We start from the raw sequence: 23,884 nt of genomic DNA on the forward strand, positions 1-23,884 counted from the left end.
AGAATTTTCAGGGTTGTTTTACTGTTCAATTATCAAGCTTCTCTCAAGCGTTCCCGCTTGTTTCTGACTGACTCTTTTCTGCGTCAGCGAGATATATATTATCACGCTTACCATACTTGTCAACACTTTTTTGAAAGTTTTTTCGTTTTTTTTCTTGTTTTTACCGAAACCCGCATAAACACTGGCTTTACGGCACATAAAAATTTGCGGTTTCCTTGATGAATCGACACGATTTTCTATTTTATTTCCTGAATTGTAGAAAAATAATTCTGATTTTTTTTGATTCCACAATCAAATGGGGAAAATCTCCCGGCAGATAATTCGTAAACTTTCTGTTAATTTTTGCAAATGCAGCGAATTTTCCTCCCGAGCAATTAGGGATGGATGATACGTTATCGCCCCCAGCTCTATTATCACTACCTCCGCCTTCACCGGACATCACACAAAGAAATATTCGCTTCATCAGTAAAATCGCTTTATTCAGTAACTAAGACTCCATACATCAATTTGAGGTATGGGAAGTCTTAGTCAGTAATCCGACAGCATTAAGAGGGATCCGGTACAGTTTACAGAACAGAAAAAGAGGACACCCGACGGGCATCCCCTTTCCTTTTGAAAGCTCTTTTATTTGTAATAGAAGTGAACTATTATTTTACAGTAGCTTTAACTTTAACCTTCTTGCTACCAACCTTAATAGTAACGGCTTTCTTCTTAGCCTTCTTAGCACCCTTCAGAGTAAGAGTTGCTTTACCCTTAGCATACTTAACGTTTGTCAGCTTAAGAACTTTGCCCTTAACGGTGATTGTATCAACGAAAGCTTTCTTCTTATTCTGAACCTTAGATGCCTTGATAACTAACTTAGCTGTCTTACCCTTCTTAACGGTGATAGCCTTCTTAGCTGCTTTAACCTTCTTGGCTGAGTTGCGGACATAAACCTTGATCTTAGCAGAGATAGCCTTACCATTTGCCTTTGTAGACTTCAGAGTAACTGTTGTAGAAGCACCCTTTACAGCCTTCTTAGGAACCTTAATTGTTACCTTCTTACCCTTAACCTTTACAGTTGCAACCTTCTTAGAAGCTGTTGTAGCCTTAACGATTGCTGCACCGGATGTATTCTTAGCTGCTGTAGCCTTGAATGCAACCTTTACAGACTTGCCAGGAGCTACTACTACCATCTTCTTAGCAGTTGTAAGCTTGCTTGTACCAAGTACAGACTTTGTAGAAACTGCTGCAGGAGTAGCTGTCTTAACGCCTGCAGGTGTTGCTGTCTTAGCAACAGGAGCTGTAGCTGTAGCCTTAGGAGCCGGAGTGATCTTAGCTGCCTCAGCTGCTCTAACGCCTACTGCAGATACTACAGATACTTCATTGCCCTCTGCATCTGTTGTCAAAAATGCCTTCTCAGGTGTCTTACCTTCCTGGATACCAGTTACAGTAAATGTTACAGAAAGAGACTCCTCGAAGCCGAACTCGCTGTTAGGATCGAACTCATCCTTTGTAGCAAAGTCGCCATTGCCCCATCCCCACTCATTGCGGATCTCGAGACGATAGTTTCCTTTATCCTTCTCAATAAGACCTTCGTACATCTTAGACTCGTCAGCCTTGAACTCCTTACCATCACACTTGATGATTACGTTGGAGATAGCAGCCTTAGATGCATCCATCTTATCAGATGTGCAAAGTCCAAGAATATCTACGCAGAATACCTTAGCACCCTTAGCAGCGTTTGCTACATCGGTAGACTTGAAATCAGACTTATTGATAGATACTGTGTATGTACCGTTTCCGGTTACAACGGCATCTTCACCCTTGTTCTCATTCCAGCAACCCCAACCATAGTTATCATCTGTGAACATCAGGTATGCCTGATGACCCTTGTCAAGATCAGCCGGTGCAGGCTTTGCAGGAGGATCTGTAGGTGCTTCTGTCGGCTCTACAGTTGGCTCTGCTGTTACAGCCGGTGTTGTTGTAACCTTAGCAGGTTCTGTTACAGCCGGTGTCTCTGTAGCCGGATTCTTAGATGGCTCTGTAGACTCTACAGGTGTGTAACCAGTGTTAGTTACATCAAATACATATGAAAGAGTCTCAATCTTCTTAGCCTCTCCGTTCTCACGGTAAGAAATCTCATCTGCGCTGCAATAGAGATCCTTGTCACCATTTGTATACAGAACATTTTTTGGAGACTTACCATCCCAGATGTTAGCCATACCATTCTTGGTATCAGATGTAATTTCAATGACTTTGTTTGTCTCGAACTCAGTACCATTAACGATTACAGATTTAACAGTAATCTTAAGTGTAGAATCAGCATTCGTCTCTACATATCCCAGATTTCTAAGACCTGTAGCACCCTTAGCTGTCTTAAACTCTGCTGTGTACTCACCATCACCATTTACCAATTTAACATCAACTGATTCATTGTCCCAGCTATTTGTGTTGGTATTTGTCCATGTGAATGATGGAGCTGCATCTTCAGCACTTGCTGCGTTTGTAGTTACGTTTACTCCTGTCACTACCATAGCAGCAGACAGAAGCAAGGAAAGAGCTTTCTTCATTCCTTTTGTTAACTTCATTTCTTTTCCTCCTTAAAATTTCCCCCAATATCGTTTTGGGTATGTTTGATTTTTAAGAAGTGAACATAACCTTCGGCATCCGCAACTGCCGACAGCTATACCACTTCCATTACGCATAATATAATATCAACTTTTCAACAAATAAGATATATACAAATTTACCAATCCGAATCGGTCATTTTTGTATTTTATGTCCAATAACGCCACATTTTTGAAATATTTTGTACTTTTTCCATAATTTTATTTCATTTCCTTTATTTTTATAGGATATTTTGCACAAGAAAAATTTACTAAAAAGCGCTGCGTCCATCCTGCAGGCGAACACAGCGCAATAAATGACTATTCTAATTGAAATATACAAGTTCTTCTTTCGGTTTCTGAGCGGCTGTAACCTCTTCGGCATAGAATACAGGTCCCTCTTCTCCGTACTCTTTGCGGAACTTAAATTCGAGTCTTGCCGTGATCGTGACATAGCTGCCATTAGCAAAACCGGACCAGTCATCTGCTTTACAAAGGAAACCAATAAACTGCACATCATCGGCACAGCAGGTCATTGCATGGCGTCCAAATATTACATAACCTGCTTCCAGTCCTTTTGCCTTCTGTATCCGTCCGGTCAGATGCAGTGTCTTGCCATCATATATGGACTGATGATCGATCATATCGACATACCAGAGACCGAAGTCATCCTCTTTGATGTCGATCACGTCCGCATTGACATCGAACGGCATCTCGTCCTTCATCTCATAGAAGGCATCGTCCTCTGACTCATACACGATCTGTGCACGCGGATTGACTGCCTTGACGCTTCCGCGGATCGCATTCTTGTTGGTATTCTCCACGGTACAGCGGTTAACGATGACCATCTCGGACACCTTATAATGCTCTACCATCATGGACGGCATATTTCGGGTATATAATAAGAATGTTTCGTCATTTACCACATCGATGGTCTGGAAATATACTTCTCTGTCAAAGCAGATTTCCTCCAGAGAATCATACATTTCCGGAATATGCACGGTCGGCCACATTCCGTTGTACTCGATAATGATGCGGTCCGGGCGGTGCTTTTTAAGGAACTTCTCGATCACTTTGCCATTGAAAGATTCTTCGTCCTCAATGTATTCACAAGCCGCATGTGTCTGATCCAACAATGCCTGCGGATATTCCTCCTCGCCTTCCTCACATACAAGGATCAGTGTTTTTGATTTGTCATCAAACAGCTCGTCCACCAGAAGGTCTCTGATCAGGCTTGTCTTTCCTGCCTCCAGAAAGCCCATGATGACATATACCATCATCTCCTGTTTCTGTTTTCCAAACATATTAATCTCCATTCCGCAGATGACCTGCCGCAATGAAATGCACTGTGTATCTTTCACGCTTCACATATCGTGCTGCTCTGCGGCATCTGCATCGTTCTATTCTTCTTAGTCAAGCAGCTTTTATACGTGGAAGAGTTCTTTAAGCTTGTCTTCGTTCAGGTTTGCACCGATCACACAGATACGTCCGGTATAATCAGCCGCGCCGCGGCGAAGCTCTGTCTCCTCCGGTACCAGGTCAAAGTGGAACCACTCGCCCTCTGCAGGAGTAACGATACCCTTGGCACGAAGCACTTCTCCGTACTCGCCGCCCTTTGCAAGCTTGTCAAGGATCTCTTTCAGCTCGTCCTTTGTAAACTTATGCGCTGTTTCTACGCCCCAGCTTGTAAACACATCGTCTGCATGATGATGTCCCTCATGGTCGTGATGATGTCCGCAGCCACACTCGCCATCGTGATGGTCATGGTGATGACCGCAGCCACATTCTCCGTCATGGTCATGGTGATGTTCATGTTCCTCGTGATCGTGATGGTGTCCACAGCCACATTCTCCGTCATGATCATGATGATGTTCGTCGTGGTCATGATGGTGTCCACAGCAGCATTCTCCGTCATGATGATGGTGCTCATGCTCCTCCATAAGCTCCTTCTCGAGAGAGTTTACCTTCTCCATTGCCTCAAGAATATTCTTGCCGTTAATATCATCCCATGGTGTTGTGATGATGGATGCCTCATCGTTCTTCTCGCGGATCATCTTGACACAGGTGTCAAGTTTGTCATCGGATACCTTCTGGGTACGACTTAAGATAACTGTGCCGGCATATTCGATCTGGTTGTTATAAAACTCCCCGTAATTCTTCATATACATTTTGCATTTCTGTGCATCAACAACGACTGCGGTGCTGTTGATCACTACACCATCACCGATATTCTGTACTGCCTTGATGACATCGGAAAGCTTACCAACACCGGACGGCTCAATGATAACACGATCCGGAGAATACTTCTCAAGCACTTCCTTTAAGGCGGCGCCGAAGTCTCCTACCAGAGAACAGCAAATACATCCAGAGTTCATCTCGGTGATCTGGATGCCGGCTTCCTTTAAGAAACCGCCGTCGATTCCGATCTCTCCAAATTCATTCTCTATGAGTACCAGCTTCTCGCCCGGAAATGCTTCCGCGATCAGCTTCTTGATCAGTGTGGTCTTTCCTGCTCCTAAAAATCCTGAAATAATGTCTATCTTTGCCATGATAATCCTCCATTTCTTTTATTGAATCGGCACTTCACTGTGCAAATGCCGGACTGCTTTTCTTCTATAATATATTATACATTTGTTGTCAACACCTACCGGCGGGCTGCACTGTGTGCCGCATACATGGCGATACTTGCAGCAATTGGCAGATTGAGACTGTCGATCCGGTCGGAATGCGGAATGATCACAGAGGTTCCGATATCGAGAAATTCTCTCGGAAGTCCTGTTGCCTCGTTGCCAAAGATCAACGAGTATGTTCCGGATGGACTAATCTCCGGCAAAGTGATCTTTGCCTGCAGCATAAACGGATATAATTCTCTCTCCCCGAACTGCTCCAGATATTCGTCGAAGCTGTCGAAATACTGAAATTGTGTGGAGAAGATCGCTCCCATGGATGCGCGGACCACCTTCGGATCAAACGCATCAACTGCCGGGCGGATGATCGCCATCTGATTAAGTTCAAAACCAAGTGCACTTCGCATGATCGTTCCCATGTTGCCCGCATTGGACGGATTGACAAGTACAATGTGGGATGCCCTGGGATCAAGCACATCCTCAAACTTGCGAAACTCTCCGATCACATAGCAGTTTTCTTTCTTGGAAAGAACATGAAAGATCTTGTCCGTCTGCTGGATCGGGATGCCTGCCTCCCCGCATATCCGGCGAAGCTTGTCGTAGGTTTCTCCCTCCTTCATTGCAGAGTGGACGTAGACCTTATTGACATATTCTGTCTTGTAACGAAGGAGTTCAAAAGTCAACGTAATCCCGAGGGAATACGAAACCGGATCGTCCTTGCGGTATCGTTTAAATCCTGCCATGTTTATCCTCTTTTCTTATCTGTTATTATCTCTTATGAAACGGAAGAAAACCGACATGCATCTGCTGCCGGCTGTATCCCTGTATCATCCTGCCGCGGCAATACTGACATGCTGTGTCAGATCTGTACGCAGACAGTTCTGTTATTCTGCTATAAAAATGTCCACCGAGATGGCTCCCGCATCCGAACGGAACGGAATGCTTAACATCTGGCACCCCTCGCCCTGATACCGGCCTCCCTCATAATAATCCGGCGGCGTGATGTCGATCAGAATGTTGTTGCTGGCAAATACGGTCGCTGCGTTGCCTGCGATCATATTACCAAGCTCGGAGATCGCGCTCTGACCGATCTCATCGATCGTGTCAACCGGCTGCATCATCATTTTGGATATGATTTCCAATGCCGTAGGATGCTCCATATTCAGGATCACCTTGCCCTGCAGTGCTCCGACCAGTCCAAGCTCAATGATAGAGGCATCCTCCGGATACTCCTCCTTCTTCACGTCCGGCTTACCGATGGTCAGATCCATCATACACACATCCTTGACCACCTTACATACGGATAAGATAAATGGATTAACATGCTCTGCTTTCACCATTTGACATTCCTCTCTTTCGTCCCTATGCTTTCTTTGTCCTAACTTTCAGTATAACAAATCTGCTCCCGGCTGTAAACAGCCTTTCCCGCAGACAATTTCTCCGCACGCTGCACCTTCAAAACGATCCGGAATGACATTCTCCTAGAGGGAAAAATCATTCCAGAAACTCTGATTGATATCAACCTTCTTGTCCTGCAGCCACTGGTTATATTTCTTAACAAACATGTCTGACTGACGCTGCTGAATGATGACCTCTTTCTGCTGACTGATCATATCCTGCGTGATCGCAGTCTCATCCTCCTCTGTGCCAATTGCCGCACCGGACGCCGTCTTTGCTTTCTCATCAAGGATTGCCTGCCGTGCCTCCTCATCGGATACGTTGGTGTCCGCATCATCGGTTGCCACATAAAACATCTTCTCGGCAAGAAAGTTCTCCTGATAGATCTCGCTGATCTTCTGTACGGAAAGGGAATATGTCTTCTTGTCGGCTGCCGTCGCATTCTGCACAAGGCTTTCCGCCTGGCGAAGCGCCTCGTCCTGCTCGTCCGCAGACAGGCTGACCTCTTGCTCCTGTGCCACGCCGGAAATGACCTTAAGCTGCGTAATCATATTGACGATCTCCTGCTTTGCCTGATCGCCGATTGTTTCATTTTCACTGAGCTTGTAGTTCCAGAGCTCCTTGCCGAAGCTGTCCTCATACTGACACTTCAGGAAGTAGCAGTATGCCATGACTTCACTGTAGCGTACCTGATAATCCCCGACCATCATGACAACGGTACCGGAAGAAATATCGCACTTCTCCAGCTTTGATGTTTTCTTTTTGCCGCAGCCGGTGAATAATACCATCACTGCCATGGCGATGCACAGGATTGACATCCATTGTTTTCTCTGTATCATATTACCCTCATTTCTTCGCATTTGATGCGTCTGCCGGCTCTGCCGCGGCAAAGCCTGTTCCTTTCGTTCCCCTTTCGCCACCGCCGACTCCGGCGATTGCTTCCACTACACTTTCTGCTGCCGCAAAGATTCTCTCTGCCTGTAAACGTTTCTCCTTCGCCGCAGTACGACCGGTCACTGCCGCCGTACTCTTTCCTGTCTCCAGTGCTTTCTGAATGTACAGGAAATGGGCGTCATTCCCGGAGATATAACGAAGCTTTCCCTCGAAGGCTTCGATCATTGCCGGTATCTTTGCCACGTCAAGCACGGCATCCGGCTGCATATAGAACCTGATCCCATCCGGTTTCTGTGCGATCTGCAAGATTCCGCTGCGATGGGCTGCCGCTTTGAGCACGGCAATCCGCAGCAGATTCTGCGCCGCATGTGGAATGTCTCCAAACCGGTCGATCAGTTCGTCTTCCATGTCGGAGCGTTCACCCTCATTCTCCAGAGCAGCGATGCGCTTATACATATCTAACTTCTGATATTCACTCTTAATATACGATGCCGGAATGAATGCGTCAACCTGCAGATCGATATTTGTGTCTAAATCTTCCTTTTCCGGCTGCTCTCCCTTCATGGTACGAACAGCTTCGCTGAGCATTTTACAATAAAGCTCATAACCGACCGCCTCCATATGACCGGACTGCGCCGCACCGAGCAGATTGCCGGCACCGCGGATCTCGAGATCGCGCATCGCTACCTTGATGCCGGAGCCAAGATCCGTGTATTCCCGGATCGCTGCCAGACGCTTCTCTGCAACCTCCCGCAGGATCTTGTCCTTCTTGTACATTAAGAAGGCATATGCGGTCCGGTTGGAACGTCCGACGCGGCCGCGAAGCTGATAAAGCTGGGAAAGTCCCATCTGATCGGCATTATCTATGATGATCGTATTTACATTGGAAATATCAAGTCCCGTCTCAATGATGGTGGTGGCGATCAGCACATCGATCTCGCCCTCGATAAAGCCCATCATGATCCGCTCCAGCTCGCGTTCGCTCATCTGACCGTGCGCAAATGCCACGTTGGCATCCGGCACAAGCCCGGAGATCTCCGATGCGACCTCGTCAATGTTGTGTACACGGTTATAAACATAATACACCTGACCGCCTCGCACAAGCTCACGGTTGATCGCCTCGCGGATGATCTCGCTGCTGTGCTCCATAACGAAGGTCTGGATCGGAAGCCGGTCTACCGGCGGTTCCTCAAGTACGCTCATATCACGGATCCCGACGAGACTCATATGAAGTGTCCGCGGGATTGGTGTTGCAGAGAGTGTGAGGACATCCACATCGCCCTTCATCTGCTTGATCTTCTCTTTGTGGGTGACGCCGAAGCGCTGTTCCTCGTCCACGATTAAAAGACCTAAATCTTTAAATGCAACATCCTTGGACAGCAGGCGGTGCGTACCGATCACAATGTCCACCTCGCCGCGTTTGAGCTTCTCGATCGTCTTTTTCTGCTGGCTCGGTGTGCGGAAACGCGACATCATTTCCACATTGATCGGATAATCACCGAGACGCTCCCTGATCGTATTGTAATGCTGCTGTGCCAGGATCGTGGTCGGCACCAGGAAGGCTACCTGCTTGTTGTCGTTGACTGCTTTGAAGGCAGCACGGATCGCAACCTCCGTCTTACCGTAACCGACATCGCCACAGATCAGGCGATCCATAACCTTGCCACTCTCCATATCGCGCTTGGTGGCAGCGATCGCATCGAGCTGATCCGCCGTCTCCTCATACGGAAACATCTCCTCGAACTCGGTCTGCCAGACAGTGTCCGGACTGAACCGGTAACCGGGCTGCTCCTGCCGCTTCGCATAAAGCTCGACGAGTTCTCTGGCGATCTCCTTTACGGCTCCGCGGACTCGCGTCTTTGTCTTTTTCCATTCGACGGTATTTAACTTGTTAAGCTTTGGCTTTCTGGCGGCATCCTGACTGGCGTATTTCTGAAGAACATCCAGTGATGAAGCCGGCACATAAAGATTGCCTCCGTCACCGTACTCGATCTTTACAAAGTCCTTTGCAACATTATCTACCTTGATCTTCTCGATGCCGCGGTAAATGCCGAGTCCGTGGTTCTCATGGATGACATAATCCCCGACATTGAGCTCGTTAAAGCTCTGAATGACCTTTCCATTGTACTGCTTTTGTCGTTTCTTTGTCGTTCTGTTTTTAGCGCCAAAGATATCGCTCTCCGTCACAACCACAAAGCGAAGCTGTGTATAGGAAAAGCCTTTCGACAGCCTGCCGTAGCTTACCATGATCTCGCCCGGCTGCAGCGGCTTGTCGAGCGTCTCCCTGTAAAACGCCGGCAGATCGTACTCCCCAAAATCACTGGCGAGACGTTTTGCTCTCGTTCTCGAACCGCAGAGCATCAGAATACGATAGCCCTGCTGCCGCCACTTCTTCATATCCTCGACCAGCAATTCAAAATGCTTATTGTAAGAAGCAATCGCCTGACACTGCAGATGATAGTTTTCCCGTACGGTAAGATCCTTCGGGAGTCCGTCCAGCATTGTCAGATACAACGTGCTTTTCCGGCTGAGCATCGTGCTGACTGCCTCGGCACTGTATAAAACCTCCATCTGTCCCGGCAGCAAAAGTCCCTTTTCCAGACGGCTTTCCATGCTTTCCCTAAACTCTGCCTCGACCGCCTCCATCGCCTCACGGCATCGCACCGGCTCATCCACAACAAATAACGTCTCCGCCGGATCAAAGAAATTAAAGAAGGAGCCTGCCTCTGAATCAAAGTATAATAAAAAACTTTCCAGACCGGTGCCGCTGCGGGTATATTCTACACGCTCCCGCCATTCCTTCATCGTGTCGGCCAGACGATTGAAGGCTTCGAAGTTCTTTGCCTTCTTAAACTTCTCCTGCAGCTTCTTCTGTTCTTTGGCAATCTTTGCAAATCCCTGCCTCATCTGTTCCTGCGTCAGAATGATCTCCATCGCCGGAAAGATCACAAGCTCTGATACGCGCTCAATGGAGCGCTGGCTTTCCACATCAAAGGAACGAATCGTGTCGATCTCGTCTCCCCAGAGTTCAATACGGTACGGACATTCCCCGGTCGGCGGATAGATATCCAGAATGCCGCCGCGAATGGAATATTCGCCGGGACCGTCAACCTGACCCTGTCTCTCATAGCCCATATCCGCCAGGCTGCGGGTGAGTTCCTCGAGATCAACCTGTCCCCCTTCTTCCAGACGCCTGCAGGACTTCTTATAGACAGATAAGGACTGCACATATTCCATCCCCGCCGTCATGGTGGTGATCACTGTGCCGCCCTCTTGATCGAATAGTGATTTGATTGTCTTTAGTCGTTCGGTCTCCACTGCATTGCCGTGTACATCGGCGCTGTAGAAGATGACATCCTTTGCCGGATAAAACACGGCTTCCTTGTCGTACATCCGATAATCTGCCAGAAGTTCTCTCGCCTTTCTCTCATTGGCAGCTACGATCACCGTCCACTTTTTGGACTGTGCCAGACCGCTGATGAGATGGCTCTTCTGACCATCGATGCAGCCGGATATCTGTACCGGCATCCTGCCGCGCTCAATGCATTCTCTGGCTCCGCCGTAGGCGTTTAACTCCTCCAGAGGTTTCCATAGGGTTTCCATTGATGATTGTCCTCTCGTTCTGTTCCGTTGTTAATCTACGGATGATTACTTGTTGTTATATTTGTTCATGGCAGAAGTGACATCCTCCGTAATGATCTCACTGCATGCCTTCGCCGCTTTCTCCAGAGCCTCTCTGACAACCGGCTCTTCCTCCTTGGAGAAACGTCCCAGCACATAATCTGCCAGATCCCAGCCCTTCGGCTTCTCACCGACGCGATGCGGATACGCGGAAATACCTGTGTTCCCAGATGAGCAATGATGTTTTTGATTCCATTGTGACCACCTGCGCTTCCCTTTGGACGAATCCGTAGCTTGCCGGGTGCCAGATTGATGTCATCATAAATGACGATCAGCTCCTCCTCAGGATCGATCTTATAATAATCGACCAGTTCCCGAACGCTCTCTCCGCTTAAGTTCATATATGTCTGCGGCATGGCAAGGATGACCTTCTGTCCCTCGATCACGCCCTTGCCGCACACCGCACGGTGCTTTTTCATGTCCATGGAAATCCCGTAGATATCGGCAAGTGCCGTCACCGCAGAAAACCCGATGTTGTGGCGGGTTCCGTCATAGCGGCGCTCGGGATTTCCTAATCCTACTATAATATACATGTTCTTTTTCCTTTAAAAATTCTTGTGTGTCAGTTTCTCCCCCATGTGAACCGGTTTGCCGTGATAACTGATCAGCAGATCGTTGTCGATGACATAACGGTTGTCCATGGTCTTCATGATATCCCGGATCTGAATCTGCTGTGCCACATAGTGATCTGCCATATTGTACAGAACATTGTCCCGGAAGGAAAGGATCACCGGTGCAAGCACATCACTGTCATTGCCGGCAACGACAAGTCCCTTATCCCCATTGGACAGCTCCACGCAGACTCCCGGCTGCAGAATATTGATACTCTCGATCAGTGCGGCAACGACCTCCTGATCGTAGCCATTATCCGGGTTCAGCAGTGTGCGTACCGCTTCGATCTCGGATGTCGGCTCTTCCTCAAAGTTCATTGCCGTCATGGAATCGTATGCATACGCCGTCTTTAATATGTCTATATTGAGCGAATGATGTGCAGTCGCATCGTCATTGCCGGTATCATGCAGATCATTGATCACACCCCTGACACAGCGCTTGATCTCCGGATCCAAATCGTAATCGTTGTCGATCAGCTGGATCGCCGCATAGTGATAGGTGCGGATCTTCTTCTCGTCCTCCGGCGTGATCTCATTCTTCCGCTTGCGGTAGATATGCGCCGGGATCATCAGGCTTCCCACATCATGCAGGAGTGCAGCGACAACAATATCGAGCTGCTGCTTAAACTCCATATCCATCCGGTGTGAGATCAGCGCACACAAAATGGCTGTGTTGAGGGAATGCTTATATACATAGTCCTCATTGCTCCGCAGATTCTGTACAAAGCTGATCTTATGGTTCAGGCTTCCGTAGCGGCGGATGATCTGGTTGGCAAACTGATACATGCCCTTTGCTTCCTGCTGCTTTGTGACGGCATCGAGAATCTCACGAATCGTGAAGATCGCCATTGCCTGAAAGCGTTCAAATTCGATGTCGTCCGGTGACATTGGCGGAACAGGCTCTGCCGGCTCCAGAATGTACACCCCGATTAATCCGAAATTCTGGATACTGACGATACCCTGTCTGGTCAGCTTGGAATTGCGCTCATACAGCATAACACCGTCTCTGTTGTAGATTGGCTTTGCCAGACGCATTCCCAGTTTTAAATCATCTGATTTGACAAATTTCATAAATACCCCTCCATTTAAAATCCCCAGTCTGTACTTATTTCTTCTGGGACTTCTCTGCAATGTTGTTGGTGACACGGTTGTAAAGCTCGAGTGCCGCATTGTAGCCCATTTTCTTCTGACGGTAGTTGACTGCCGCAGACTCACAGATGATCGCGCAGTTACGACCCGGGCGGATCGGAATGGAATGGCATACGACCTTGTTGCCAAGGAACTCAATGTACTGCTCCTCCAGACCGAGACGGTCATATTCCTGATTCTTATTATATTCCTCGAGCTTGATGACAAGATTGATCTCCTGCTCGTTCTTTACACTCTCTACACCAAATAATGTCTTCGCATCGATGATACCGATACCGCGCAGCTCGATGAAATGACGGGTGATGTCCGGTGCGCTTCCGATCAGGGAAGCATCACTTACTTTCTTAATCTCTACGACATCATCAGATACAAGACGATGACCTCTGTGGATCAACTCCAGCGCAACCTCGGACTTACCGATGCCGCTCTCGCCCATGATCAGTACACCCTCTCCGAAAAGATCGAGAAGTACGCCATGCACGCTGCAGCGCGGTGCCAGTTCGACATTCAGCCAGCGGATGACCTCTGCCATAAATGCGTTGGTCTCCTTCGGGGTGCGCAGAATAGGCACCTGATATTTGCTGGCAAGCTGAACCAGCTTCTCGTCAATATGAAGATTACGGCAAAACACGATGCACGGCGGCTTTGTGTGACGCTCGCTGCCCGCCATGATGATCTCCATCATCTCCAGTGTGTAATCCAATCCCTTCTGCTCCATGTAGGTATGCTCGACATGACCGATGATCTGAATCCTTCCGGAGTCAAAATAATCAAAGAAGCCTGCTAACTGCAGTGCCGGACGGTTTACATCGGTCTGTACGATGTCGATGCGCGATACATCCACATCGGATGTGACATTTTCCAGTTCCATCTGCTCAATGAGCTTTTCCAGTGATACGCTGTAAGTCTCTGCCATATGCTATTCTCCTTCTTGCAAGCTGCCCTCCGGACGGTTCTCTGTGGAATGAAAGAACTCATAGACCTTCGTGGCTGCCCCCATGTTCATTGTTTCTGTTTGTGCTAACTCCTCTATATCTGCGCTCCGTACTGCTTCTATGGAGCCAAATCTCTTCATCAGTGCGCGGCGGCGCTTCTCTCCGATCCCCGGAATGTCATCCAGGATCGACTTGACCTGTACCTTGCTGCGCAGGGAACGGTGATACTCGATCGCAAACCGGTGAACCTCATCCTGAATCCTGGTCATCAGGTGAAAGCCCTCGCTGCCGGTATTGATCGGCAACTCCTCCCCATGAAAGTAAATACCACGGGTCCGATGCCTGTCATCCTTGACCATACCGCATACCGGAATGGATAGTTGCAGCTTGTCAAGAACCTCCTCGGCAATATGAACCTGTCCTTTACCACCATCCATCATGATCAGATCCGGGTATCGCGTAAAGCTGCCTTCCTCGCCGGAAAGCCCTTCGTCCGCCAGCTTCTTCTCCTCGTCCAGTCCATGCTGAAAGCGTCTGGTCAGCACCTCCCGCATGCTGGCATAATCGTCGGGTCCATGCACGGTCTTAATACGGAACTTGCGGTAATCGCTCCTTCTCGGCGATCCATCCTCGAAAACAACCATGGATCCGACCGACTGAAAACCGCTGATATTGGAAATATCATAGGATTCCACACGGTGAACATCGGTGAGACCGATCCACGAACAGATCTCCTGCATTGCTCCCGTCGTACGCTCCTCCGCACGGCGGATCTTCTGTGCATCCTGCTCCAGAACCATCATCGCGTTCTTATGCGCCAGCTCGACAAGCCGTTCCTTCTGTCCCTTTTTGGGAACAATGATACGAACCTTATCACCGCGCCTCTCGCTGAGCCAGCGTGCAATCACTTCCTCATCCTCTATCTCATATTCTAACATGAGTTCCTTGGGAATAAAAGGTGTCCCCGCATAAAACTGCTTGATAAATGCCTGTAGGATCTCCTGTCTGTTGGAACCGTCCACACCGTTCAGATGGAAATGATCCCTGCCGATCATCCTGCCCTCCCGGATAAAAAAGACCTGCACGACTGCCTCGCTCTGATCCTTGGCAAGCGCAATGATATCCCTGTCCAGCCCATCAAAATCAGTGATCTTCTGGTGGACGGAGGACTTGCGGACGCTCTCGATCAGGTCACGGTACTGTGCAGCTTCCTCAAACTGCATCGCCTCGGCTGCCGCCGTCATCTTGTCCTGAAGATACGAAAGCACTCCGGAATAATCTCCCTCCAGGATCTTCAGTGCTTCCTTGAAATGTTCTCTGTAATCCTCCGGGGAAATATATCCCTGACACGGCGCATCACACTGTCCGATATGGTAATTTAAGCACGGACGTTCCTTTCCGGTATCCCTCGGCAGGACACGTCTGCAGCTCCGGATATGGTAAATCTTACGCAGAAGCTCGAGCGTGTCTCTGGCGGAGCCTGCGCTTGTGTATGGTCCAAAATACTTTGACTTATCCCTTTTCTCCTGTCTGGAATAGATCAGGCGCGGGTATGTCTCTCCCACAGTCGCCTTGATAAACGGATAACTCTTGTCATCCTTGAGCATGGTGTTATATTTGGGACGGTGTTCTTTGATCAGATTACTCTCCAACACCAGTGCCTCCACCTCGGAATCAGTAATGATATATTCAAAATGATCGATCTGCGAGATCATTTTCTCAATCTTTGGTGAAACATTTCTGCTTGGCTGAAAATACTGCCGTACTCTGTTCTTCAGACTGATTGCCTTTCCTACATATATAATAGCATCCTTCGCGTCATGCATCAGATACACGCCGGGCTTTCCGGGCAGCTTTTTCAGCTCCTCCTCAATATTAAACACTTTTACTTCTTGACCTTTCCCTTTTTGACGGCACTATATGAGCCGTACACTTTCTTTTTGCCGTTTAGTTTATATGCACGCACTTTCACATAAAAGACACTGCCTTTGGAAAGATCGGTCAGTGCTGCTCTGCGCCCGGTGAGTGTCACCGATGCAGCGCCCCCCGGAATCTTCTTCGTTGTTGCAAAACGAAGCTGATAGCCCTTAGCTCCTGACGTCTTCTTCCAGGTAATGGTTAATGTCTTTTTCTTATTATTCTTAACAACAACATCCTTGACCTTTCCGGGTGCTTTCACCTTTTCTGCCTTTTCTGTGGCAGACGGCTTCGCAGTTTCTGTATTTTTCGGTTTTGCCGTTGTCTTCGGTTTGGTTGTTGTCTTTGGCTTTGTCGTTTTCTTAGGCTTTGCCGTAGCTGTCGCTTTCGCCGTCGCCGTCGGCTTTGCTGTGGCTGCAGCAGTCGGCTTCGGTGTGACAGTAGGCTTTGGAGTCTCGACGACATGCGGAATCTGGTTGCCTGAGGAGTCTGTCAGATAGAGAGTCGGGCTGCTGATATACCAGATATAATTGGATGCCTCGATCGTAATGCTCGCCGAAGAAAGCGGAATCCTGCCGGAGGCAACTGCTCCCGATGGATCTGCACAGTAAAACACGCCATCGGTATAGTCTGTCACAAGGATTGCATGCTGCTGATCAGACTTTTGCTTATACAGCACAATGCCCTCCGGATGTTCGGAAAGCTTTGTCTGCAGATCTGCTGCCGTGCCGGAAAAGGAATCATGTGCCACGGTCACACTTCCGCAGGTAAAGTTCCACTTCAGTCCGATTCCCTCAACCCAAGCTGCCGAACGCATCATGTCTGTGGAGATCGACGCCCAGTTGTCATTGCCGTTCATCATCGCACCGCGGCGCACCATCATCGTTGCTGCAACGAGTGTGCAAAGGTTGCTGCCTCCCGGCTGCTTCAAAAATACGCTGTCCTGATTGATGTCACTGAAGGTTGCCGCCTGAGCCGTACCTTCCTGAACATTCCAGCCTCCAAGTATTACACATGCCGCCATGAACACGGCAATATATCTTTTGATGAATTTACGCATGAGTATCTCCTGATCTATCTATCTGCATTTGTAAACGAAATAATTAGTAAGTTAGTCAATAACAGCCGGGACAAGAGAATTGTCCCGGCTGTTATTTTATCATATTTATCGATGGTTTACAAGCTGTCAGAGGGATCCGCGTCCTCATCCTTCTGCGGCGTCATGAACTTACGAATGACCTCGACAATCCCGTCTTCATCGTTGGAGGCTGTCACATAATCAGCCGCCTCCTTGACTTCCTCCTGTGCGTTGCCCATTGCAACACCCTTGCCTGCGTAACGAAGCATCGGAAGATCATTGAAGCTGTCACCGACACAGATCACCTTGTCCTTACTGATATCAAGGAACTTCATCAGCTTATCGACCGCAACGGCTTTGTCTACGAACTTCGGCAGGATCTCGACATAATACGGATCGGACCGGAATACATTGAGCCTGTCTCCGAACTTTTCACAAAGATGCTTCTCGACCTGCTTCATCTTCTCCGGCTCTCCGGAAAGCAGAAGCTTATTGACCGGGAAATCAATCGCACGCACAAGATCATTGACCTCACGAATCGTGATGTCACACGCCTTTGCATCCGCCTCAATATAAGCATCTACACCATTACCGGCTAACAGCTCCTTCTCTTCATCGTGATATACGGTGATCCCAAGACCGAGTTCCTTCGCCGCCTCGTAAACCGGCTTGATCATGTCATGATCAAGGGTCTGGTTGTAAATGCACTCGCCGGTCTTACAGTTAATGACCGTCGTACCGTTGTATGCGATCACATAGCCTCCGAACTGCTCCAGGCGGATCTTCGCCGCTGTCCGGCGTATTCCGGAAATGGATCTGCCGGATGCGATCGCCACAGTCTTGCCACGCTGCTGTGCCTCGATGATGGCTTCGCGTGTTGCTTCGGAAACCTGCTTGTCCGTACCGACCAGTGTACCGTCCACGTCAAGCACCAGTGCCTCGTACAGATCTCCCTCCGGATCGGTGATTCCCTTTACCTGACGGAAGATCTTCATGAACTCCTTGCCGGTGATCGTCTCATGCGCGATCAAAAACTCTGCCAGCTTGTCGAGTGCCTCTCTGTCGCCGCGAAGCAGCTCCTCTGCCTTTGCGTAACATTCCTTGAGAATCTTCATAACCTCCTGATCGATCTCCGCCTCTGTGGCATCACCGCAGTTAAGCACTGCCCTGCCGTCCAGATAACGGTTCTGGATGGACTCCAGACCGATCAGTCCAAACTTCTCTGACATACCGTACTGTGTCACCATTGCTCTTGCAAGCTTGGTCGCCTGCTCAATATCATTGGAGCTCCTGTCGTGATCGAATCGAACACAATCTGCTCTGCCGCACGACCGCCGAACAATGTCGTGATCCGTGTCAGGATCTCTTCCTTGCTCATCAGATACTTCTCTTCCTCAGGAACCTGCATGACATAGCCGAGGGAACCCATGGTTCTCGGTACGATCGTAATCTTCTGCACCGGCTCGGAATGCTTCATCAATGCAGTAACGAGTGCATGACCGGTCTCATGATAAGCAACGATCTTCTTCTCTTCTTTACCGAGAATGCGGTCCTTTTTCTCCTTACCGGCGATCACGACCTCAACCGCCTCAAACAGATCCGCCTGGCAGACTGCCTTTCTTCCTGCCTTTACTGCCATGATCGCTGCCTCATTGATCATATTGGCAAGATCGGAACCAACGGCACCGCTTGTCGCAAGTGCGATCTCATCGAAATCAACAGAATCATCCATCAGCACATCCTTGGCATGAACCTTCAGGATATCCACACGACCTTTGAGATCCGGCTTCTCGACGATGACACGGCGGTCAAAACGTCCCGGACGAAGAAGTGCTTTATCAAGCACCTCCGGACGGTTGGTTGCACCGAGGATCACAAGTCCCTTGGAGCTGTCAAAGCCATCCATCTCGGAGAGAAGCTGGTTCAATGTCTGCTCACGCTCATCATTGCCGCCGCCATATTGGCTGTCACGGCTCTTACCGATCGCATCGATCTCGTCAATAAAGATAATACACGGGGCCATCGCCTGTGCCTGCTTGAACAGATCACGCACACGGGAAGCTCCCACACCGACAAACATCTCCACAAAATCCGATCCGGAAAGGGAGAAAAACGGCACACCCGCCTCGCCGGCAACTGCCTTGGCAAGCAGTGTCTTACCGGTTCCCGGAGGTCCTACGAGCAGTGCTCCCTTCGGGAGTCTGGCACCAATCTCCGTGTACTTACCCGGATTATTGAGGAAGTCGACCATCTCTGTCAGAGAGTCCATCGCTTCCTCCTGACCGGCAACGTCCTTAAACGTCACACCGGTCTCCTTCTGTACATACATCTTCGCCGTGCTCTTGCCAATCCCCATCATGCCACCGGAATTACGTGACATCAGGCGGAAGATCAGGAACAGTCCGCCCCAGAGCAGAAGCACCGGGAACAGATAGGACATCAGCATATACAGCATGCTGGAGCTGTTGTCCGTGAGATCCTTCTTGAACTCAACGCCGGCGTTGCTTAAACGTTCCACAAGACTGTAGTCCATGGAAATAATGCCGGTATAGTAAGTCACCTGATATACGCTGTTGCCGCTACTCTTCGGCGTGATCTTAAGCCGGTCGGCAGTCAGGGTAACCGATTTAACCTGTCCATCATCCAACATCCGGATGAACTTATCATAGGTAATCTCCCGGTTCGTCATCTGCTGTACCTGACGATTCATCATGGAAAATACAATGAATACTCCTATCGCCACTGCGAGACAGATAATGATCCCCCGGCGGTTTTGTTTCTTCTGGCGGTCATCATCCCCGCCGTTTGGTCGGTTTGTATTATTCTCCAATTTCGTTTCCTCCTAATTAACCTCATAATCATCATTATAAATGTAGTGTTCCCATAAATCAATATATCAACCTGTGAAGAAAATCTGATAAATCTGAAAATTCTGTAAAAAAAGAATTGAAACATGGCTATGTTTTGGAGTATACTAGTAAATAGTTTTTATTTTTCTGATACTAATCAATGCACACTACAAATGGAGGAAAAATCATGGCAGTCAAATATGTCTTTGTTACAGGCGGTGTTGTATCCGGTCTTGGAAAGGGTATTACAGCAGCTTCACTGGGACGTCTTTTGAAAATGCGCGGATACAGCGTGACAATGCAAAAGTTTGATCCCTATATCAATATCGATCCGGGAACCATGAACCCGGTACAGCACGGCGAAGTTTTCGTTACCGACGACGGTGCTGAGACAGACCTTGATCTGGGACACTATGAGCGTTTTATCGATGAGAGCCTGACGAAGCAGTCCAATGTTACAACCGGAAAGGTTTACTGGTCTGTTCTGAATAAGGAGCGCCGCGGCGATTATGGCGGTGGCACGGTTCAGGTCATCCCACACATCACAAATGAGATCAAGAGCCGTTTCTATCGCAATGACGGCTGTCCTGATACACAGATTGCGATCATTGAGGTCGGCGGTACTGCAGGCGATATCGAGAGCCAGCCTTTCCTCGAGTCGATCCGTCAGTTCCAGCACGATATGGGTCATGAGAATGTGGCTCTGGTTCATGTAACTCTGATTCCTTATCTGCATGCTTCCGGCGAGATGAAGACGAAGCGACGCAGGCAAGCGTTAAGGAACTGCAGGGCATGGGTATCCAGCCGGATGTTATTGTATGCCGTACCGAGCATCCTCTGGAGCCGGGCTTAAAGGATAAGATCGCACTCTTCTGTAATGTACCTGCATCCCACGTTCTCCAGAATCTGGATGTGGAGACACTTTACGAAGCACCTCTTGCCATGGAGAAGGAGCACCTCGCTGATGTAATCTGCGAGTGTCTGCAGCTTGACTGTCCGGAGCCGGATATCACCGAATGGGAGAACATGGTCAATACGATCAAGAATCTCGAGAAAGACGTAACGGTCGCTCTGGTTGGTAAGTATACTTCCCTTCATGATGCATATATCAGTGTTGTCGAGTCCTTAAAACACGGCGGTCTCGCACACAAGAGCAATGTTAATATCAAGTGGATCCCTTCCGAGGATCTGAACGAGGGCAATGTAGACGAACTTCTCAGCGATGTCAGCGGCGTATTGGTACCGGGCGGTTTCGGTGACCGCGGCATCGACGGTAAGATCATTGCAATCAAGTATGCGCGTGAGCATAAGATCCCATTTCTCGGTCTTTGTCTCGGCATGCAGCTTGCGATCGTTGAGTTTGCCAGAAATGTAGTCGGCTTCAACGATGCACACAGTATTGAGCTGGATCCGCAGACCACACATCCGGTTATCCATCTGATGCCGGAGCAGGATGGCATCGAGGATATCGGCGGTACACTCCGTCTCGGCTCTTACCCATGTGTTCTGGACAAGTCCTCCAAGGCTTATGAGCTGTACGGCGAGGATATGATCCATGAAAGACACAGACATCGTTACGAGGTCAACAACTACTATCGTGAGGATCTGTTAAAGGCAGGTATGACCTTCTCCGGTCTGTCACCGGACGGACGTATCGTGGAGATGATGGAATTAAAGGATCATCCTTGGTTCATGCTACGCAGGCACATCCTGAGTTTAAGTCCAGACCGAACAGACCGCATCCACTGTTCAAGGGATTTGTCGGTGCCGCTCTGGAATACCAGGACACACATAAATAATCAAACGAACAATCAGCTTGTGAACAAAAGGGCAAAACCAGCGTTTTGCCCTCCAAGAATTGCTTCGCAATTCTCGTTGGCATTTCACCACGTTACGAGCATTTTCCTATACCAGAACAAACCGGCAAATCCGCTCCGAAAGAGTGGATTTGCCGGTTTGTTATATGAAAGCTTCGGTATACAAAAAGCATTGCACTCCGTGACTAACAAAGTGCAATGCTTTTTTACATAAACAGACGATCATAATGTGGCAAAAATTGAGGTTGTTTACTAATATTTACGATATTCGTTAATGTCCCGCACCAGTATCCTGATCCCACGGATATAGCTGTCAAACATTCCCTCACGGTAACATTCTACGAGGACCATCCCTGCAGGAATGCCGACAATGAGTCCGAGCATGCCACCCAGCCGGTAACCGATCAGCATGAAGACGAGTGTCTCAAACGGACTGACACCGATATTGTCTCCTATAAGCTTCGGTTCCAGAAGCTGACGCACGATAAGCACAATGATATACAGCACAAACAATACCGCAGCATAGCTATACGAGCCGGTCACCAGACGATAGACTGCCCACGGCACCAGCACGGTCCCCGCTCCAAAGAACGGCAGGAAATCCACGATAGCGATCACCGCTGCCAGGAGACCGCTGTAGCTGATCCCCATGAATGCGAACGGAATCACCGTGATAAAGAAGATCACGATCATAATCTGAAAATGTGCCTTAAAATAGCCACCGATCGCACGGACAAATATTTTCTTGATCTTACCCCACAGATTTTTAATGCCAACCGGCGTATTCTTCTCGAGAATTTCCGAAAAACGATCCTTCTCAACCGTCATAAAGTAGGACGCAAGGATCGTTAAGATCGTATAAACCAGAAAGTCCATCAATGAACTTGCCAGCGAGCCGACCTTAGACAAAGATCCGGAATTGACCATCTTCAACAGACCGTCAATTGCCTTCTGAATGTAACTGTCCAGCACATTCTCCCGCTGATCAAAAGCAAGCTTAAAGTCAGCCGGAATGATATTCCATTTGTGATGAAGAGTCTGGAACAGCTGCTGCAGATTCTGCGTCACAGAGTCATAAACACCCGGAAGCTCTGTTACCCAGGAGCTGAACTGGCTTGCCACAAGCACCACCAGACCATAGAATGCCGCACAGATCGCCGCAAGAACCAGTATGATCACAAGTGCTGTACCATGCTTACGCATCAGTTTGATTCTTTTCTCCAGAAAACGAATGATAGGATTGGCGATCATTGCTACGATCCACGCCACAATAAGCGGCATGAGCAGCCGTATCAGCGGCGGCACAACAAAGACCAGAAGCAGTATCCCTGCCAGTGCTATCCCAAGATTAACAAGGATCCGACGATGCAAATCCTTCTGTTCCTCCATACACATCAACCCCCATTTCTGTTATTTGCCGAGGCAGAGCGCGATCACAACGCCAACCACAAATGTGACTGCTCCCGTGAGTACTGTCACAACAGACATTCCGGCAAGCGGAGCACTCATCAGGATCACCACCGGTGATGCGACAACAAGACCCATAATACCACAGTAGGTCAATGCCTCATACTTATCCATCAGCATCTCGATCAGCTTTGCCACTGCAAAGATACCGACAACCACACCGATTCCAAACGGAATCAGAATCATACAAATGTGTATAATCTTTGGTGCATCAAATGCGACCAACGCTGTAATAAAGTCCTTTACGCTGCCGATCACCGGATAATAATACCCCATCGTCATAAGCATCATGGAACCGCTCACTCCCGGAATGACCATCGTAGCCGCAGCCACGATACCGACAAGCACCAGCTTAAACAGAGAAATCGGTGTCACTGTCAGTGCAACGTCTGATCCTTGTCCGCCGAATATCTGTAACAGAATGATCGAACCGAAAAAGATCAGAAATACAACAGCGTGTGACAGATTAAATCTGACTCCCTTGAGATGTCCGGTAAGGATCGGTACACCGCCAAGGATCAGACCGATAAATAACATGCATGTCTGAAACGGAATATGCTCAAACATTGCCACAATGGCGAATGCCAGTCCGACAATTCCGATCGCCATACCGATAAAATACGGAAGCAGTGTCTTGATGCTCTTGACCGGCTGTTTAAATAAGTGCGTCACACTGTAGATGAGCTTGTCATAAATGCCCATGGAAACCATCATTGTGCCTCCACTGACTCCCGGGATCGCATTGGCGATACCAATGACAACACCTCTCAGTATGTCTTTGAATAGATTCATTACCTTTTCCTCCTGATATCATTTTCACTTTGAAACTTTTCTTTGAAGCGTCCACGCTACATTGCATTGTATGAACGGTCT

The 23,884-nt window shown here is 48.6% G+C and carries 14 protein-coding genes and 3 pseudogenes; 1 reads left to right on the forward strand and 16 read right to left on the reverse strand.

The features are described 5' to 3' along the window. Positions 1–18: 18 nt before the first annotated feature. The 14 genes and pseudogenes from DXA20_RS13210 to ftsH all read right to left on the reverse strand — a co-directional run bounded on the left by DXA20_RS13210 (position 19) and on the right by ftsH (position 19,708). Entirely contained in the window at positions 19–291 is a 273-nt protein-coding gene (locus DXA20_RS13210) for a hypothetical protein (protein ID WP_118561418.1), read from the reverse strand. Between the two features lie 356 nt (positions 292–647). Continuing rightward, a complete protein-coding gene (locus DXA20_RS13215) occupies positions 648–2,570 on the reverse strand; it encodes a hypothetical protein (protein ID WP_118561420.1) in 1,923 nt (640 codons plus the stop codon). Positions 2,571–2,914: 344 nt separating this feature from the next. Beyond that, the gene (locus tag DXA20_RS13225) at positions 2,915–3,904 is read right to left on the reverse strand and encodes a TIGR03943 family putative permease subunit (RefSeq protein WP_118561424.1); all 990 of its coding nucleotides are present in this window, start codon (positions 3,902–3,904) and stop codon (positions 2,915–2,917) included. A 108-nt stretch (positions 3,905–4,012) separates the two neighbouring features. Further along, positions 4,013–5,137, reverse strand: a complete 1,125-nt coding sequence (locus DXA20_RS13230) for a CobW family GTP-binding protein (RefSeq protein WP_118561426.1) — start codon at positions 5,135–5,137, stop codon at positions 4,013–4,015. 95 nt (positions 5,138–5,232) lie between these two features. Then, positions 5,233–5,958: a TrmH family RNA methyltransferase gene (locus tag DXA20_RS13235; RefSeq protein WP_118561428.1), complete on the reverse strand. Its 726-nt coding sequence runs from the start codon at positions 5,956–5,958 to the stop codon at positions 5,233–5,235. A gap of 141 nt (positions 5,959–6,099) precedes the next feature. After that, positions 6,100–6,555 (reverse strand): chemotaxis protein CheX, encoded by a 456-nt coding sequence (locus tag DXA20_RS13240; RefSeq protein ID WP_022307170.1) that lies wholly within the window; start codon positions 6,553–6,555, stop codon positions 6,100–6,102. A gap of 141 nt (positions 6,556–6,696) precedes the next feature. Further along, positions 6,697–7,452: a SurA N-terminal domain-containing protein gene (locus DXA20_RS13245; protein WP_158577239.1), complete on the reverse strand. Its 756-nt coding sequence runs from the start codon at positions 7,450–7,452 to the stop codon at positions 6,697–6,699. A 7-nt stretch (positions 7,453–7,459) separates the two neighbouring features. Next, positions 7,460–11,110: a transcription-repair coupling factor gene (gene mfd, locus DXA20_RS13250; protein ID WP_158577240.1), complete on the reverse strand. Its 3,651-nt coding sequence runs from the start codon at positions 11,108–11,110 to the stop codon at positions 7,460–7,462. A gap of 45 nt (positions 11,111–11,155) precedes the next feature. Beyond that, a pseudogene (pth, locus tag DXA20_RS13255) lies at positions 11,156–11,721 on the reverse strand (aminoacyl-tRNA hydrolase). A gap of 12 nt (positions 11,722–11,733) precedes the next feature. Further along, positions 11,734–12,870 (reverse strand): HD-GYP domain-containing protein, encoded by a 1,137-nt coding sequence (locus DXA20_RS13260; RefSeq protein WP_022307166.1) that lies wholly within the window; start codon positions 12,868–12,870, stop codon positions 11,734–11,736. A 34-nt stretch (positions 12,871–12,904) separates the two neighbouring features. Then, a complete protein-coding gene (hprK, locus tag DXA20_RS13265) occupies positions 12,905–13,864 on the reverse strand; it encodes an HPr(Ser) kinase/phosphatase (protein ID WP_022307165.1) in 960 nt (319 codons plus the stop codon). 3 nt (positions 13,865–13,867) lie between these two features. Further along, a complete protein-coding gene (uvrC, locus tag DXA20_RS13270) occupies positions 13,868–15,766 on the reverse strand; it encodes an excinuclease ABC subunit UvrC (protein ID WP_118561434.1) in 1,899 nt (632 codons plus the stop codon). Positions 15,767–15,768: 2 nt separating this feature from the next. After that, positions 15,769–16,860, reverse strand: coding sequence for a fibronectin type III domain-containing protein (locus DXA20_RS13275; protein ID WP_118561436.1), 1,092 nt, complete (start codon positions 16,858–16,860; stop codon positions 15,769–15,771). A gap of 116 nt (positions 16,861–16,976) precedes the next feature. Next, positions 16,977–19,708 (reverse strand): annotated as a pseudogene (ftsH, locus tag DXA20_RS16460) (ATP-dependent zinc metalloprotease FtsH). Between the two features lie 206 nt (positions 19,709–19,914). Here ftsH and DXA20_RS13285 point away from each other — a divergent pair. Continuing rightward, a pseudogene (locus DXA20_RS13285) lies at positions 19,915–21,526 on the forward strand (CTP synthase). A gap of 270 nt (positions 21,527–21,796) precedes the next feature. Here DXA20_RS13285 and ytvI read toward each other — a convergent pair. Then, the gene (gene ytvI, locus DXA20_RS13290) at positions 21,797–22,933 is read right to left on the reverse strand and encodes a sporulation integral membrane protein YtvI (protein WP_158577241.1); all 1,137 of its coding nucleotides are present in this window, start codon (positions 22,931–22,933) and stop codon (positions 21,797–21,799) included. A 21-nt stretch (positions 22,934–22,954) separates the two neighbouring features. Next, positions 22,955–23,803: a DUF368 domain-containing protein gene (locus DXA20_RS13295; protein ID WP_118561440.1), complete on the reverse strand. Its 849-nt coding sequence runs from the start codon at positions 23,801–23,803 to the stop codon at positions 22,955–22,957. Between the last annotated feature and the right edge of the window lie 81 nt (positions 23,804–23,884).

Origin of the sequence: Roseburia sp. AM59-24XD (genome assembly GCF_003478445.1) — a bacterium.
Classification (GTDB): domain Bacteria; phylum Bacillota; class Clostridia; order Lachnospirales; family Lachnospiraceae; genus Jutongia.

Excerpts from the sequence above, each read along its gene's own strand:
- DXA20_RS13215 (WP_118561420.1), bottom strand. The coding sequence starts at position 2,570 with ATGAAGTTAACAAAAGGAATGAAGAAAGCTCTTTCCTTGCTTCTGTCT.
- DXA20_RS13225 (WP_118561424.1), bottom strand. The coding sequence starts at position 3,904 with ATGGAGATTAATATGTTTGGAAAACAGAAACAGGAGATGATGGTATAT.
- DXA20_RS13230 (WP_118561426.1), bottom strand. The coding sequence starts at position 5,137 with ATGGCAAAGATAGACATTATTTCAGGATTTTTAGGAGCAGGAAAGACC.
- DXA20_RS13235 (WP_118561428.1), bottom strand. The coding sequence starts at position 5,958 with ATGGCAGGATTTAAACGATACCGCAAGGACGATCCGGTTTCGTATTCC.
- DXA20_RS13240 (WP_022307170.1), bottom strand. The coding sequence starts at position 6,555 with ATGGTGAAAGCAGAGCATGTTAATCCATTTATCTTATCCGTATGTAAG.
- DXA20_RS13245 (WP_158577239.1), bottom strand. The coding sequence starts at position 7,452 with ATGATACAGAGAAAACAATGGATGTCAATCCTGTGCATCGCCATGGCA.
- mfd (WP_158577240.1), bottom strand. The coding sequence starts at position 11,110 with ATGGAAACCCTATGGAAACCTCTGGAGGAGTTAAACGCCTACGGCGGA.
- DXA20_RS13260 (WP_022307166.1), bottom strand. The coding sequence starts at position 12,870 with ATGAAATTTGTCAAATCAGATGATTTAAAACTGGGAATGCGTCTGGCA.
- hprK (WP_022307165.1), bottom strand. The coding sequence starts at position 13,864 with ATGGCAGAGACTTACAGCGTATCACTGGAAAAGCTCATTGAGCAGATG.
- DXA20_RS13275 (WP_118561436.1), bottom strand. The coding sequence starts at position 16,860 with ATGCGTAAATTCATCAAAAGATATATTGCCGTGTTCATGGCGGCATGT.
- ytvI (WP_158577241.1), bottom strand. The coding sequence starts at position 22,933 with ATGGAGGAACAGAAGGATTTGCATCGTCGGATCCTTGTTAATCTTGGG.
- DXA20_RS13295 (WP_118561440.1), bottom strand. The coding sequence starts at position 23,803 with ATGAATCTATTCAAAGACATACTGAGAGGTGTTGTCATTGGTATCGCC.